The sequence below is a fragment of the Domibacillus robiginosus genome (assembly GCF_000966195.1).
Taxonomy (GTDB): Bacteria; Bacillota; Bacilli; order Bacillales; family Domibacillaceae; genus Domibacillus; species Domibacillus robiginosus.
In genome coordinates, this window is sequence record NZ_LAHL01000035.1 from 1 (window position 1) to 15,218 (window position 15,218).

Genomic DNA, 15,218 nt, shown 5'->3' on the forward strand with positions numbered 1-15,218 from the left:
TACTAGCTATGTTTGCTTTTATTTTAAAAAGAAAAAAGTAGTTTTTTTAGAAGAAAGACCTGTATATGGAAAATATGCAGGCTTTTCTTATTGCGAAAGCGAATTTATTTAAAATTTACTGAATTATTCTAAGAAAACAATAAAAAAGATATTTACGAATATTATTAAGAAGATTATAATAAATAAAGTCTTCAGAAATTATCTGAAAATACGAAAATTTTGCATGTTTTGCATATTCAAGGAGGTCCATTTATATGGAACAAAATCGTCCACAATGGGGATCCCGCGCTGGATTTATTATGGCAGCGGTTGGCTCGGCGATCGGGTTAGGAAATATTTGGCGTTTTCCAGCTGTCGCCTATGAAAATGGAGGAGGAGCATTTTTCCTACCCTATTTATTTGCTTTGTTAACAGCGGGTATTCCACTTCTTATCATGGAATTTACAATGGGGCACAAATACCGGGGTTCAGCACCGCTAACACTGACACGTCTCAATAAAAAAGCAGAGTGGCTCGGCTGGTGGCAGCTGGCAATCTCGTTTGTGATTGCAACCTATTATTCTGTTATTATTGCCTGGGCAACATCCTATTCATTCTTCTCTTTTAAACTTACATGGGGCGACACACCTCAGGACTTTCTGCTTGGTGATTACCTGCAGGTAGCTGAAGCTGGCCAGTTTGGCGGGTTTGCTAGCGGGGTTTTATTGCCGCTTGTGGTTATTTGGATTGTAACGCTTGGAATCTTAGTTTCTGGTATCAAAAAAGGAATTGAAGCAGCAACGAAAGTCATGCTTCCTGTACTCGTTGTTCTATTTTTAATCGTTGTTATTCGTGCTATGACGCTTCCGGGAGCACTTGATGGATTAGAAGCATTTTTCCAGCCGGACTGGTCAAAAATTGCGGATGGTAAAGTATGGATTGCGGCTTACGGTCAAATTTTCTTCAGCTTATCCGTTGGTTTTGCTATCATGATCACCTATTCTAGTTATTTGCCAAAAAAAGCAGATATTACAAACAATGCATTTATCACCGCTTTTTCAAATTCATCCTTTGAATTACTGGCTGGTTTCGGTGTTTTTGCTGCTCTTGGATTTATGGCCCAGCAGCAAGGTGTTCCGGTCAATGAAGTAGTATCAAGTGGAGTCATTTTAGCGTTTGCTGTGTTTCCGCAAATTATTAATGAATTTCCTGTTGCGAATGGCTTCTTCGGTTTTTTATTTTTTGCTTCCCTTACGCTTGCAGGACTTACATCGCTTATCTCCATTGTAGAGACATTTGTTGCCGGCCTGCAGGAAAAATTCAATATTTCGCGTACTGTTTCCGTTCTTGTTGGCGGCGGGTTAGCAGCCGTTCTTTCTCTTGTATTTGCGACAAAAGGCGGCTTAAACTTCCTGGATGTTACGGATTACTTTATTAATCAATTTGGTGTTGTTTTTGCCGGTTTCGTCGAAGTTATTTTAGTCGTTTGGGTATTCAAAGAACTGGATGCACTAAAACAGCATGCTGATGCGGTATCAGATATTCATCTTGGTGCATGGTGGAAATTCTGCTTGAAATTTGTGACACCGATCGTGCTTGCTTATATGATGTTTGACAATATTCGTCAGAATATCACGACTCCATACGGAGATGGAGGCTACTCCGCTTCCTTCCTATTTACTTATGGCTGGCTGGTTGCCGCAGCTGCTTTAGTCGTTGGTGTTATTTTCATGCTGATTAAACCTTTTGGCAAACAAGGCAGGGGGGGAATGTAAATGAGTGCAAGTGCAATTGTAATGATGATTGTCGGCGTTGTGATCATTTGGGGCGGCCTTGGTGCCAGCATTAGTCACGCGGTGAAAAAAGCAAAAGAAAACAAATAGTGGCAAGTTCAAATATTAAAAATGTGAAGCTGCGCTGCTAAATATTTTGCGAAGAAAAAGCTGGATTGCCTGATCAGGCAATCCAGCTTTTTTATATGGTATACAGTAAACAGCTAATCATCCCTATTTTTATTGTGGAATGATTTATTTTTTACGCCAGATAAAGTCGAAGGTCAGGATGTTTTTAGGACGAGGGAAAGTGTACAGCCAGCCAATGGTTCTTGTGGACATCCACTGGCATATAAGGGCTTGGACAACAATTTCCCAGGCGATTACATAAGCTGTGATAAGAAAAATAAAGCCGTTAATCCAAAACAGTGGCTTACTCGGATTGACATGCTTATATTTGGCAATAATTAAAGCAATGACGCCAACGCCTCCATTTGAAACGCCCTGCCTTAATAAAATGGATACACCGGTGCCAAAAAAAATGGAGCCGCAAAACAAATCAATCCACACATTTGAAAAGGGTGATTCTACATACACGTTAAAGATGTTTACGGACATAGACGTAATGGTAATGCCAAGAAGCGTGCCAAGAGCGCTCATACCTCCTAAATAGTGAACAGCAAATAAAAGCATAGACGAATTTACAAGCCAGAGGGCAATACTCAGCGGAATATGCAGCCAGTAATTTAAAAGCACAGTCAGACCAGCGCCGCCGCCGGAAGGAATAAAGTTTGGGAATAAAAACACGCCCATTGCAAATCCCTGCATAACCGCTCCCACACTAATAAGGAAATGCTTTCTGACGAAACGTCGGAAGGTGAGTGCAGTCTTCGTTTTTTTATTGGCTTTCAATAAATCATCCCCAATTGCATTTGAAGTGGCGTGCTCGTCCTCTTTTTAAAGTGTATGCGCCGCTGTATAAAAAGAATACGCAAGGAGACCATACATTTAATGAGCGATTATAAAAAACATTAAACGGGGTGCGCACGTGGGGAAACAAGCTGAAAAAGTAAGTATATGGTGCGTTGTCAGTATGGCTTCCATTCCACTCGTCATGACACTGGGGAATTCTATGTTAATCCCAGTTCTGCCGATACTGGAAAAAAAGGTGGGAATCTCCTCTTTTCAATCAAGTATGATCATCACAAGTTATTCCGTTGCCGCTGTTTTTTTAATTCCGATAGCGGGGTATTTATCTGATCGTCTTGGACGGAAAAAAGTTATTTTACCGAGCCTGGTTCTCGCTTTGATCGGGGGTCTGATTGCCGGGTTTGCCTCCTGGAAAATGGCGGATCCCTACACATGGATTATTATTGGGCGGATATTGCAGGGGATTGGTTCGGCGGGAGCAATGCCCATTATACTGCCGCTTGTGGGAGATCTTTACAAAGACAATGCGGAAAAAACAAGTGCCTGCCTGGGGACCATCGAAACATCGAATACGTTCGGAAAAGTGTTAAGTCCGATCCTTGGATCCGTCCTTGCCGCTTTTTTATGGTTTTTGCCCTTCTTTGCGATTTCTGCTTTTAGTTTAATCTCGATCGCATTGATTTTTTTCTTTGTGAAAGTGCCAAAAGGAAAGCAGGAAGAGCCAAAGAAATTTAAAGAATTTGTCAGTAATACGAAAAAGACCTTAAAAAAAGAAGGGAAATGGCTTTTCACCGTTTTTCTGTTGGGATTTTATGTATTTTTGGTATTATTCAGTGTGTTATTTTATCTGTCGGATATTTTGGAGAAAGTACATCAAATTTTTGATATCAAAAAAGGCTTTATATTAGCGATTCCGCTTTTCTTGCTTTGTATTGTAGCGTTTACAGTTGGGCGCAAAATCAAAGGGAATTTGCCAAATATGAGAAAAATCCTTATTGTTTGTTTGATTCTTACGTCTATTAGTGTGGTGTTTGTCGGCTTTGTCAGCAAGCAGCTGATCCTTCTTTTGGTGGTGACCAGCATCCTGGGAATGGCGATTGGGGCTGTTATGCCTGTACTGGACGCCATTGTTACAGAAAACATCAAAAAAGAAGAAAGAGGCACCATTACCTCTTTTTTCAGTGCATCCCGGTTTGCGGGGGTAGCAGCAGGGCCGCCTTTGATGTCGATTGTAATGGCAAAATTTTTAAATGCAGGCTATATTACAGCAGGTGTACTAGGGCTGATTATGTTATTTATGGTTATGAAATTTATTCAGGTAAAGGAAATCAAAAACTGAAGACTTTCCCTGCCTTGACAGGACCGGACGATCTACATAGGTTCCGGTCCTTTTTGATTTCGCCTCATCCAGCTTATTTAAACTTATTTCCTTCTTTTGGAAAAGCAGGTTTTACAATGCCAATTGGCTTAATCAAGCTGATCGAGCCAACCGTAGCTGCAAAAACAGAAGCACCCACGATAACGGCATAAACATCAAAATCCAAAAACAGCTTAACGAGGTTGTAGGAAATAACCAGGGAAAACAGAGGGGAGACGAGCCATACCTTCAGCAGGCGGCTGATAATCCCTTTTTGAAAGATGGATGAACCTTCTTCCGAAAAGCCAATACCGAGAATGCTACATGTCGTTACTTGTGTTTGTGGAACAGGAATACCGATAAGAGACGCAATGATGACCAGTGTACCGCCAAGCCCTGACACGGCACTTCCTTGAAGTAAACTTAACTTTGTCAGCTTTTTCCCGTTTGTTTCGATGACTCTTCCACCGAGCAGGAGCGCACCGGCTGCCGTAAAGAGGCCGCCGATCACAATACCGTTTTGAATCGAAATTAGTCCCGAAGCGGCAAGCGGGCCGATTGAGTTCGCCACATTGTTCATACCGGCTGAAAAAGCTTCAAGAAATCCTGTGCAAATGACTAATACGGACAAAATCTTTACGGATTTTTGTTTTTTTAAAAATAACAGTCTTGCCTCTGCCCGTTTTACACCTTTGTTTAAAAGCCAGGCAAGAAAAAACGCGACAACTGGAATAAGGATCCAGTACAGCATGATTGTCAGCAGCGTACCAACAAATACCTGCTTATAAGCAACTCCAACACCAACGATAGCCCCTACCGTTACTTCACTTGTGGAAAGGGGGATACCGGAAATATTGGCGATAAAAAGTGAAATGGCGGCTGAGCAAAGAATGATCAAGGAAATCTGAATACTGATTAACTCTTGGGGGATAATTCCTGAACCAAGTGTTTTCGCCACTTCACCTCCACCTAAAGCTGCACCGAGTAAAACACCGATTCCACAAATGACCAATGCAATCCGCCTGTTTTTTAATGCGCCAGAACCGTAGGCAATACCCATGGAGGCAGCAGCTCCGCTTGCACCGATATTGAGTGCAAAAAAAAGGGCTGCCAGAAAAGCCAGTAAGGTAATCATTTTCCTGTTCCGCTCCTATCTATCCGGGTGACGCCCGCCTTCTCTTTTTTTCACTGAACAAACCTATACGGCTCAGTCCAAAACAAGCAGCCGTGCTCCATCCTGAAACAAAACCTATAAGTAGGTGAATTCCTAAAGGCAGTTTATTCAGCTTTTAGAAAAAGAGTTCGAAATGAAAAAGCAAGCTGAGCATATGCCTAGTCGCATAAAAATCAAGAACCAACTGAAAAATAGACGAATAAATTACCATATGCTGATAAGGTGAGAGAAAGCAAAATTCCAGTATGAACTGTCAGCAGGCAAAAGAATGTTTAAAAGGAGAGGAGCAGATGATGACAGTCCAAATTTATCAGGGCCACTCTCACCAGCTGAGCTGTGCCGATGTCAATGTGGTAATTGACGTAATCCGCGCTTTTACTTTTGCTCATTATGCGTTCTTAAAGGGGGCAAAAGAAATATTTCTTGCAGAAACGGTGCATTCCGCTCGCCAATTAAAAGAAAAAACCCCTCAATATATGCTGGCTGGAGAAGAGAAAGGCCTGCACATTCCTGGATTTGATCTTGATAACTCTCCGGCAGGTCTTCTTGAAGCAAACGTAGAAGGGCAGATACTGGTTCAAAAAACAACCAACGGAGTCAGGGCAGCTTTACATGCTTTGAACGCCAGCCATGTATTTGTGACTGGTTTTTCAAATGCGAAAACAACAGCCCAGCACATTCGTCAGCTGGCTGGACCACACGCCGACATCAATATTATTGCTTCACATCCGAGTGGAGACGAAGATCTTGCCTGCGCCCAATACATGAAAGCCATTATAGAAGGTCAAGCAGGCTGCTTTCGAGACGATACGATTTCAAGAATACGGGCAGCAGAGCCAGCGCAAAAATTCTTCGATGCTGACAGGCCGGAATTTAACCCTGCAGATATTGACTTGTGCGTGAAAGAGCTGGACACAGGTTTTGTAATGAAAATAAGTGAGAAAAATAATTTACCGAGAATTGTGAGGGTGAATGTATGAGAGACACGGGGCTCAGCTTGCCAGGGAGAAGCAGTAAGCCTAGAGGGAATGGCGTCACCATTTTAATTGACAATGGCGTGCCGTTACAGCTTTTTCAAGACACGATTAATAGTTCAGAAGCATACATTGATTTTGTGAAATTTGGCTGGGGAACTGCCGTTGTGACAAAACACCTTGAGCAGAAAATTGCCTGCCTTCAGGAGCATGGGGTGAATTTCTTTTTCGGCGGTACATTATTTGAGAAGTTTATCAGCCAAAAAAAAGTAACCGAGTTTAAGAAGTTCATTCACCAGTTTGGCTGCCGGTATATTGAAATCTCAAATGGCACGATTAACATGAGTAATCGGGAAAAAGCGGCTTATATCAAAGAGTTTTCAAAAGACTTTATTGTTTTTAGTGAAGTAGGGGCAAAAGACAGCGATAAATCCCAGCACCAAAATGCTTCCGAGTGGGTTGAGTGGATCATAGAGGATATCGAGGCGGGTGCTTCAAAAGTGATCACAGAAGCCAGGGAAAGCGGCACGAGCGGTATCTGCCAGAGTAACGGAGAAATGAGAATGGAAATTGTCGAAAAAATATTAGAAACAGGAATCGATCTGCAAAGGATGATTTTTGAAGCACCCTCAAAAAAATTACAGACGGCTTTTATCCAAATCGCCGGCCCGAATGTGAACCTCGCTAACATTCCATTTTCTGATGCAATTCCGCTTGAAACATTACGGCTTGGGCTGCGGTCCGATACATTTTCTTTAAACGAGCGATGTATCATCACAAAACAGCACGAAGTGAACAAGGTTTCTTCTGACAGTATAGAGTATTTCATATGAAGAAAAAGCTGCAGCCTTTATGCAAACAGGGCTGCAGCTTTTCATTTATTTATATTTTAACAGCCGGACACATTTTCTCTTACTTTTTATAAACACCTTTTGCGGCCATATGATAATTATGATAAAGTAGCGGTATAGTGTAAGCTGATTGGAGATGGAAAAATGAGCACGAAAGAGGAATACTTGCGTAAACCAGAATGGTTGAAAATAAAGCTTAATACAAACGAAAATTACACAGGACTGAAGAAAATGATGCGCGAAAAGCAGCTTCATACAGTTTGTGAAGAAGCCAAATGCCCAAACATCCATGAATGCTGGGCTGTTCGCCGCACAGCCACTTTTATGATTCTGGGCAGTGTCTGCACACGTGCCTGCCGTTTCTGTGCTGTAAAAACGGGTCTTCCGACAGAGCTTGACTTGCAGGAACCGGAGCGCGTAGCTGATTCGGTTGTACAAATGAACTTAAAGCACGTGGTGGTAACAGCCGTTGCACGTGATGATTTAAAAGATGGCGGCGCTTATGTATTTGCCGAAACAGTCCGTGCTATTCGCCGTAAAAATCCCTTTACATCGATTGAAGTGCTTCCTTCTGACATGGGCGGGATTGAAGAAAACTTACAAATGCTGATGGATGCAAAGCCTGATATTTTAAATCATAACATCGAAACAGTCCGCCGTTTGACGCCGAGGGTGCGTGCACGGGCAAAATATGACCGCTCGCTTGAGTTTTTACGCCGTGCGAAAGAAATGCAGCCGGATATTCCGACAAAATCAAGCTTGATGGTCGGCCTCGGAGAAACAAAAGAAGAGATTATTGAGGTAATGGACGATCTTCGTGCCAATAACGTAGATATTATGACGATCGGCCAGTATTTGCAGCCATCGAAAAAGCACTTAAAGGTGCAGAAGTATTACCATCCTGACGAATTTGCGGAGCTTCGTGAAATTGCCATGTCAAAAGGATTCAGCCACTGTGAAGCGGGTCCGATGGTTCGCTCTTCCTACCATGCAGATGAACAAGTAAATGCAGCAGCAAAAGCGAAGCACGAGCAGGGCGAAGCACAGGCGGCCAACTAAATGATTACGATTCAAAATGAAAGCTATGAAATTGTTGAAGAGCGGACGGAAGGATTTAATGAAGAAGCCTTCCGGGCCCGCTACAGCGATATTTTAGCTAAATATGATTACATTGTAGGCGACTGGGGTTACGGACAGCTTCGGCTAAAAGGATTTTTTGAAGACGATAACAAAAAATCATCCTATGACAACAAGTTTTCTACCATACGTGATTATTTGCTTGAGTACTGTAATTTCGGCTGCGGCTATTTTATTTTAAAAAAGCTGCCCGTTACGGCGGCACCAAAAAAACCGGCTCAATAAAATCGACCGGTTTTTTTCTTGTTTACACAATCTCAGCTAAAAACTCTTTTAATTCAGCTGCTTCTGCTTCGTTCATGTTAAAAGCATATTCAATATAACCTGGCTCTTCCAGATCGTCCCGGCCGATAATGGCATATGTATTTCCCTGCAGATTCAAAACGACCCATTTGCCGTAATAGCGGTCTGTCTGCATAAGCGCCAGGTCATACCGGCTATGCTCGCCGGCAAAGCTGACAAAACGCGTTACCGTCGTATCTTTCTCATCATAAAGAAAAAAACGTTCACTCATGTGCTGTGCCCTCCACTGTACATTTTCAACCATTGTACCACATGATACAATAGAATCGGAAAGGAAGGATGGCCTGTGTATTTTATTGACCGTAAAAAAATGGAAGCAACACTTCGCTTTATGGAGCAGCAGCTCGATTTGTTCCACTCTCAGCCAGCCTGGGGTACAGTAATTGAAAGGGCAGCACTCGAGCGAATCGCTCAAACTGTTATAGAATCAATCATTGACGTCGGCAATGCGATGATTGATGGGTTTATTATGCGTGATCCTGGGAGCTACGAAGATATAGTCGATATTTTAGAGGATGAAAAAGTAATTTTACCGGAGCAAGCTTCCCCCCTAAAGGATGTTATTGCTCTTCGTAAAAAGCTTGTCCGTGAGTATATTTCCATTTCGCATGATGAACTGGCAGCTGTGCTGATTGCGAACAAACAGGAGCTGGCTGATTTTCCAAACCGCGTCCGCGCTTATTTAGAGCACGAGCTTGGACCAGTTTCTGCATTTTTACCAGAAGAAGGAGAAACAAAATGACACGTTATAAAGGCTATTTAATCGATTTAGACGGCACGATGTATGCTGGCACACAAATTATCCCTGGTGCGCCAGAGTTTGTAGACCGTTTGAATGCAGCCGGCCTTCCATACTTGTTTGTAACGAATAATTCATCCCGTACGCCGGAACAGGTTGCGGACAAACTAGTGAAAATGGGTATTCATACGCGGCCGGAAAATGTATTTACTACTTCCCGCGCAACGGCGCAGTTTATTCATGATGAAAAGCCGGGAGCAACGGTGTATGTGATCGGAGAAGATGGAATTCTACAGGCGCTTGCAGAGCAAGGTCTCGAGGTTGTGACGCATGAACACCCTGATTACGTCGTGACAGGAATTGATCGCGGAATTACATACGAAAAGCTGGCAGGAGCCTGCCTTGCTGTGCGCAATGGTGCCCGCTTTATTTCCACAAACGGTGACATTGCGATTCCATCTGAACGCGGCTTTCTTCCGGGGAACGGCTCGCTGACATCTGTTGTATCCGTGTCAACAGAAACAGAACCGGTTTTTATCGGTAAACCGGAGCCGGTTATTATGGAACAGGCCATGACGGTCCTTGGCACATCAAAAGAAGAAACGATTATGGTAGGGGATTATTACGACACCGATATTCTTGCCGGTATTAACATCGGTATCGATACGCTGCTTGTGCATACAGGTGTCACTCAGCCCGAATTTCTAGAACGGTATGAGATTCAGCCGACCTATACAAGAAAAAATTTAAACGAGTGGGAATTGTAAGAAACAGCACATTGCTGTTTCTTTTTTTGGGGTAAAACTGGACGGGCCAGGGTATGTAAAGAGCATGACTACTTTTAAGGAGGCCCTTATGTATATTCCAAAGCAATCTATCTCTTACTGGAAAGATCATGAAGCCCCGCGTTCGTTCGCTCCGCTGCAAGCCAATTTAACGTCGGAAGTGGTAATCGTAGGCGGCGGCATCACTGGAATTTTAACCGCATGGAAGCTGGCGAAGGAAGGCAAGCAGGTAGTGCTGATCGAGGCGGGAAAATTAACCGATGGGACAACCGGCTTTACGACCGCAAAAATATCAGCTCAGCACGGGTTGATCTATGATCATTTAATCCGCACGCTGGGTAAGGAAAAAGCACGCCTTTACTATGAAGCAAATCAGGAGGCTGCTGCCTTTTTAAACCGGACGGTAGATGGGCTGGAAATTGATTGTGACTTTACTTTGCAGGATGCCTATGTGTATATTACGACAAATGAGATGCGCCCAATGCTTGAAAAAGAATTGAAGGCGTATAAGCAGCTCGGTATTGATGGAGGACTGGATCAAGCTTCTGCACAAATGAATCTTCCCTTTCATGTAGAGGAAGCACTGGTCATGCGCGGCCAGGCACAGTTTCATCCTGTGAAATTTCTAGAGGCGCTTGTTCAGGATATGGCGGAGCAGGTTCATATTTTTGAACATACGCGGGCAGAGTCCGTGGAAGGAAAAACAGTCCGGACAAGTGACGGCTTCACGATTACCGGAGAGCATCTTGTGGTGGCCTCCCATTTTCCTTTTAATGATTTTGATGGAGGATATTTTGCCAAACTTCATCCAGAGCGGTCATATGCCATTGGCGTAAAGGGCACAAATACATTCAAGAGTGGCATGTATATAAGCGAGGACCAGCCATCAAGATCCGTTCGGGCCGCTTCTCTTGAAAATGGGGAACAGCTGCTTATCATTGGCGGTGAAAATCATCCGGTAGGAAACAGCAAGCAAAAAACAATGGAGCATTATGAGAAACTGGCCGAATTTGCTAAAGAGCATTTCGGTGCCCAGGATGTTTTGTACCGGTGGTCTGCCCAGGATTTAATTACGCTCGACCAGGTTCCATACATTGGCCACTCACATGACAATATTTATGTTGCCACCGGGTATGCGAAATGGGGCATGACAAGTGGAACAGTGGCGGCAGGCCTTATCACTGATTTGATTGTTAAAGGGAACAGCCGTTATGCAGAATTATACGACCCGAAACGGAAGAAATTGAAACCAACAGATATCAAAACGTTTGTTGGGCAAAACACCAAAGTGGCAAAAGACTTAATTAGCGGAAAACTGAAAACAGCGGAAAAAACGGTTGATTCCCTCCAGCCGGGTGAAGGAGCGGTCGTTATAGTCGATGGCGAAAAAACGGGTGCCTACAGAGATGAACAAGGACAGTGTCACTTTGTCGATATCACATGTACTCATATGGGCTGTGAAACAAAATGGAATGATGCAGAACGCTCGTGGGACTGTCCGTGCCATGGCTCCAGATTTTCCTATGAGGGAGAGGTACTCGAAGGCCCGGCCGTTCAGCCGCTTAAAAAGAAATAAAAAAGCCGCCTAAAAAAGGCGGCTTACAGGTTGTTTATAAATGGCCGGTTTCCGTATCGCTTGTCGCGCGGCTTTCTTCCTGGGAAGATAGGCTTTATCTAACAGCCTGCTTTCTTGCTTTTTCCAGGAGCTGAAGGCTTTAAAAAGAAGCTTATTCTGTGTGAGCCGCACGGTGGGCGAGGCGGCTTGCCGCGGCGGCAGCCAGGGCGCCGACAATATCATCTAAAAATGTATGCACCTGCCCGGTTGATTTATCATTTAAAAATTGCAAAATGCCTGGTTTTTGCTTGTCGATATAGCCATAGCTTGTTAAGCCAATGGTGCCATACACATTGATAATGGCTGTCGCAATGGTTTCATCAAGGCCGTATAAGCCCTCGTCTGTTTTGATAATAGATTGAAGCGGCTCAGCCAGCTCATTTTTTTCCGCCAGCATATCGAGCTGAATACCTGTCAGGATCGCGTTTTGTACTTCACGCTTGCGAAGCACAGCTTCCACATGCTCAGCCGCTTCCTCAAGCTTTAAATCAGGATGATAAGGCTTTTGTAGATACAAAACAAGCTCCGCGATATCATCCACTTTAACACCACGTTCCGCAATCCAGCGGCGAGCGGTTTGTTCAGACATACTCATAACGCGCTTTTTTTCAATACTCATCCTCAACACACCTTTTTTATCATTATATGTATTACTGACATTCCTATACCCGTTTTCATTGTGACATACTCGAGATGAAAATGATACAATAAGACAGAATAATCGGAAATGGGGTGCGCTGCGTGAAGCCGTTTGTGTACGTAACGAGAAAAGTACCGGATGAAATAGTGGCGAGATTGTCTGCTTCTTACCACGTAGAAACATGGACAGAGGAAGATCAAGCTGTTCCGCGGAACATTCTTCTTCAAAAAGCTGCTTCCGCTCATGCACTGTTAACAGTCATATCAGACGTGGTGGACGAGGAATTGCTTTTGCAGGCAGGCGAGTTAAAAGTGGTCGCAAATATGGCTGTTGGCTTCGATAATATTGACCTGGAGGCTGCGAGCCGCTGTGGAGTAGCCATTTGCAATACGCCGGATGTGTTAACCGATACAACGGCCGATTTGACGTTCGCCCTTCTTTTAGCAACAGCACGCCGGATGACTGAAGCAGCCGAGTTTATGAAGGAAGGAAAATGGACAAGCTGGGCGCCCATGATGCTTGTTGGAACGGATGTACATCATAAAAAAATTGGCATTGTCGGGATGGGTAAGATTGGAACCGCTGTGGCGAAAAGGGCAGCTGGCTTCGATATGGAAATTTTATATCATAATCGAAAGCGTCACGAAGTGGCCGAGGAAATGCTGGGTGCTCAGTATTGCAGCCTGGATGAAATGCTGGCTGAAGCCGATTTTATTGTTTGCCTGGCACCGCTGAATGATGATACACGGGGGATGTTCCAGCGTGAGCATTTTCAAAGAATGAAAAAAGAAGCGATATTTATCAATGCCAGCAGGGGCCCTATTATTAATGAACAGGCTTTAATTGATGCGCTTGAAGCGGGTGAAATTACCGCTGCGGGGCTGGATGTGTTCGACCGGGAACCTATTTCTGCGGATCACCCGTTTTTATCGATGAAAAATGTGGTGGCACTTCCGCATATCGGCAGTGCATCAAAAGAAACAAGGCTGGCAATGATGCACACATGCTGTGACAATATAGAAGCCGTGTTTGAAGAACGGCCGCCGAAAACACTTGTAAACAAAGATGTACTGCAATTTTAAAAAAGAGCTGATCCATCAAGGATCAGCTCTCGTCATTAAAATACTTGTTCAACTTCCACGATGCCAGGAACTTCTTCGAGCAATGCACGCTCAATTCCTGCTTTTAGTGTAATGGTCGAACTAGGACAGCTGCCACACGCGCCAAGCAGACGAAGTTTTACGATCCCGTCTTCAATATCAACAAGTTCGCAGTCGCCGCCGTCGCGAAGCAGGAATGGACGTAATTTATCAAGTACTTCCTGTACTTCACTGAACATTTCTTGTTCTTGTGTTTGCATGAATCATCGGCTCCTTTCGATTCGATACATATATTATAATGATTTTAAATTGAAAATGCAATTTCTCCCTTGAAGAAAGGAGGAAGGGATTCCTTTATTCTCAGCACTGGCATATGAAATGAAAAAATTGTTTAAAAAAGGATGCCGAGGCAATAGAACAGTAGACGGATAAAAAGGAGAGGATTTTGTGAAAGACTGGAAAATGTTCATAAACGGTGAATGGATAACAGCCCAGGAAAAAATAAATGTGGTCAATCCGGTAACAGGCGAGGCATTTGCATCTGTACCAAAGGGTGGTGCAGATGAAGCAAGGCAGGCTGTCGATGCGGCCTGGGAAGCATTTCGGACGTGGTCCAAAAAAACAGCCGGTGAACGGTCTGAACTATTGCGGAAATGGCATCGCCTGATAGATGAAAACAAAGAAGAGATTGGCCGTATTATGACAGAAGAGCAAGGAAAGCCGCTTCAGGAAGCCATTGGAGAAGTAAGTTATGCCAATAGCTTTATTTTATGGTATGCAGAAGAAGGAAAGCGAGTGTACGGAGAAACCATTCCGGCATCCGATCCAAAAAAGCGTTTGTTCGTTTCGCGCCAGCCGGTGGGCGTTGTAGCAGCCATCACACCATGGAACTTTCCAGCGGCTATGATTACACGTAAAGTCGGTCCGGCTCTGGCGTCTGGCTGCACAGCAGTCGTGAAGCCGGCGTCTTCTACGCCGCTTACCGCGCTGAAGCTTGTCGAGCTTGCCCACGAAGCTGGAATTCCCAAAGGCGTGATCAATGTTGTGACTGGTGATTCAAAATCGGTTGCAGGCTCCTGGATGGAAGACAGCCGCGTTCGTAAAGTGACATTCACCGGTTCAACAGAAATCGGTAAAGTGCTTATGAAGCAGGCGGCGGATACAATGAAAAAAGTATCACTCGAGCTTGGCGGCCATGCGCCGTTTATCGTAACAGCCAATGCGAATATCGAAAAAGCAGCCAAAGGATTGATTGGCTCGAAGTTTCGTAACGCCGGTCAGACCTGTGTCTGCGCCAATCGTGTATATGTACATGAATCAATTGAACAGGAGTTTACAGAAATCTTTAAAGCGGAAGTGTCAAAACTGCGTGTCGGAAATGGGCTGGATGAAGGTGTAACGATTGGTCCGCTGATTGACAAAGATGCAGTGGAAAAAGTGCAAAACCAGCTGAAGGACGCGAAGGAAAAAGGAGCAGTCATTGAGCTGGGCGGCGAAAGCGAAGGGAATTTTATTACGCCTGCTGTTCTAACGAATGTAACAGATGATATGGATTGTATGGTGGAGGAAACATTCGGCCCGCTGGCACCAATTGCCACGTACCGTACAACTGAAGAAGTGATCGAACGTGCTAACAATACGCCATTTGGTCTGGCCGCTTATGTTTTCTCTGAAAATATTTCCGAAGCGATTGAAATAAGTGAAGGATTGGAATACGGAATTGTTGGACTAAACGATGGACTTCCATCCGTGGCGCAAGCACCATTTGGCGGCTTTAAAGAAAGCGGTCTTGGACGTGAAGGTGGCCATCACGGTATGGATGAATTTTTAGAAGTAAAATATACCTCACTCGGATTATAAAA

The 15,218-nt window shown here is 44.0% G+C and carries 17 protein-coding genes; 12 read left to right on the top strand and 5 right to left on the bottom strand.

Translation table 11 applies throughout. From position 1 onward, the window contains the following. Positions 1-254: 254 nt before the first annotated feature. Positions 255-1,754 (top strand): sodium-dependent transporter, encoded by a 1,500-nt coding sequence (locus tag VP97_RS15865; RefSeq protein WP_050182923.1) that lies wholly within the window; start codon positions 255-257, stop codon positions 1,752-1,754. After that, the gene (locus VP97_RS23390; RefSeq protein ID WP_082220399.1) at positions 1,755-1,862 is read left to right on the top strand and encodes a methionine/alanine import family NSS transporter small subunit; all 108 of its coding nucleotides are present in this window, start codon (positions 1,755-1,757) and stop codon (positions 1,860-1,862) included. 144 nt (positions 1,863-2,006) lie between these two features. On the opposite strand, the gene VP97_RS15870 is transcribed toward VP97_RS23390, so the two are convergent. Further along, complete coding sequence (locus VP97_RS15870; RefSeq protein WP_342667328.1) at positions 2,007-2,591, bottom strand: YitT family protein; 585 nt, start codon at positions 2,589-2,591, stop codon at positions 2,007-2,009. Positions 2,592-2,844: 253 nt separating this feature from the next. Here VP97_RS15870 and VP97_RS15875 point away from each other — a divergent pair, with 253 nt between their 5' ends. After that, positions 2,845-4,020, top strand: coding sequence for an MFS transporter (locus VP97_RS15875; RefSeq protein ID WP_050182924.1), 1,176 nt, complete (start codon positions 2,845-2,847; stop codon positions 4,018-4,020). Between the two features lie 73 nt (positions 4,021-4,093). On the opposite strand, the gene VP97_RS15880 is transcribed toward VP97_RS15875, so the two are convergent. After that, positions 4,094-5,173: a sulfate permease gene (locus VP97_RS15880; protein WP_050182929.1), complete on the bottom strand. Its 1,080-nt coding sequence runs from the start codon at positions 5,171-5,173 to the stop codon at positions 4,094-4,096. A 332-nt stretch (positions 5,174-5,505) separates the two neighbouring features. Here VP97_RS15880 and VP97_RS15885 point away from each other — a divergent pair, with 332 nt between their 5' ends. From VP97_RS15885 to VP97_RS15900, 4 genes are all read left to right on the top strand, one after another. Beyond that, positions 5,506-6,192 (top strand): 2-phosphosulfolactate phosphatase, encoded by a 687-nt coding sequence (locus VP97_RS15885; protein ID WP_050183049.1) that lies wholly within the window; start codon positions 5,506-5,508, stop codon positions 6,190-6,192. Continuing rightward, complete coding sequence (locus VP97_RS15890) at positions 6,189-7,019, top strand: phosphosulfolactate synthase (protein ID WP_082220400.1); 831 nt, start codon at positions 6,189-6,191, stop codon at positions 7,017-7,019. Before VP97_RS15885 ends, VP97_RS15890 begins: the two co-directional genes overlap by 4 nt. Before the next feature lie 162 nt (positions 7,020-7,181). After that, positions 7,182-8,096 carry a lipoyl synthase gene (lipA, locus tag VP97_RS15895; protein ID WP_050182930.1) on the top strand — a complete coding sequence of 305 codons (915 nt, stop codon included), beginning with the start codon at positions 7,182-7,184 and terminating at the stop codon, positions 8,094-8,096. Then, positions 8,097-8,399 carry a YutD family protein gene (locus tag VP97_RS15900; RefSeq protein ID WP_050182933.1) on the top strand — a complete coding sequence of 101 codons (303 nt, stop codon included), beginning with the start codon at positions 8,097-8,099 and terminating at the stop codon, positions 8,397-8,399. 22 nt (positions 8,400-8,421) lie between these two features. Here the strand turns inward: VP97_RS15900 and VP97_RS15905 are convergent, their stop codons facing one another. After that, positions 8,422-8,688 (bottom strand): DUF3055 domain-containing protein, encoded by a 267-nt coding sequence (locus VP97_RS15905; protein WP_050182935.1) that lies wholly within the window; start codon positions 8,686-8,688, stop codon positions 8,422-8,424. A 75-nt stretch (positions 8,689-8,763) separates the two neighbouring features. Between VP97_RS15905 and VP97_RS15910 the strand changes: the two genes are divergently transcribed. The 3 genes from VP97_RS15910 (at position 8,764) to VP97_RS15920 (ending at position 11,577) form a co-directional block, all read left to right on the top strand. Continuing rightward, entirely contained in the window at positions 8,764-9,219 is a 456-nt protein-coding gene (locus VP97_RS15910) for a DUF86 domain-containing protein (protein WP_050182937.1), read from the top strand. Next, positions 9,216-9,983, top strand: a complete 768-nt coding sequence (locus tag VP97_RS15915) for a TIGR01457 family HAD-type hydrolase (protein ID WP_050182939.1) — start codon at positions 9,216-9,218, stop codon at positions 9,981-9,983. The genes VP97_RS15910 and VP97_RS15915 overlap by 4 nt, the downstream gene beginning before the upstream one ends. 88 nt (positions 9,984-10,071) lie before the next feature. Further along, positions 10,072-11,577 (top strand): FAD-dependent oxidoreductase, encoded by a 1,506-nt coding sequence (locus tag VP97_RS15920; RefSeq protein WP_082220401.1) that lies wholly within the window; start codon positions 10,072-10,074, stop codon positions 11,575-11,577. A 151-nt stretch (positions 11,578-11,728) separates the two neighbouring features. On the opposite strand, the gene VP97_RS15925 is transcribed toward VP97_RS15920, so the two are convergent. Then, the gene (locus VP97_RS15925; protein ID WP_050182944.1) at positions 11,729-12,235 is read right to left on the bottom strand and encodes a phosphatidylglycerophosphatase A family protein; all 507 of its coding nucleotides are present in this window, start codon (positions 12,233-12,235) and stop codon (positions 11,729-11,731) included. A 122-nt stretch (positions 12,236-12,357) separates the two neighbouring features. On the opposite strand from VP97_RS15925, the gene VP97_RS15930 reads away from it, so the two are divergent. Beyond that, entirely contained in the window at positions 12,358-13,338 is a 981-nt protein-coding gene (locus VP97_RS15930; RefSeq protein ID WP_050182946.1) for a 2-hydroxyacid dehydrogenase, read from the top strand. A 35-nt stretch (positions 13,339-13,373) separates the two neighbouring features. On the opposite strand, the gene VP97_RS15935 is transcribed toward VP97_RS15930, so the two are convergent. Then, positions 13,374-13,616 carry a NifU family protein gene (locus VP97_RS15935; RefSeq protein WP_050182950.1) on the bottom strand — a complete coding sequence of 81 codons (243 nt, stop codon included), beginning with the start codon at positions 13,614-13,616 and terminating at the stop codon, positions 13,374-13,376. Between the two features lie 202 nt (positions 13,617-13,818). On the opposite strand from VP97_RS15935, the gene VP97_RS15940 reads away from it, so the two are divergent. Next, complete coding sequence (locus VP97_RS15940; protein ID WP_050183051.1) at positions 13,819-15,216, top strand: NAD-dependent succinate-semialdehyde dehydrogenase; 1,398 nt, start codon at positions 13,819-13,821, stop codon at positions 15,214-15,216. The last annotated feature ends 2 nt before the right edge of the window (positions 15,217-15,218 follow it).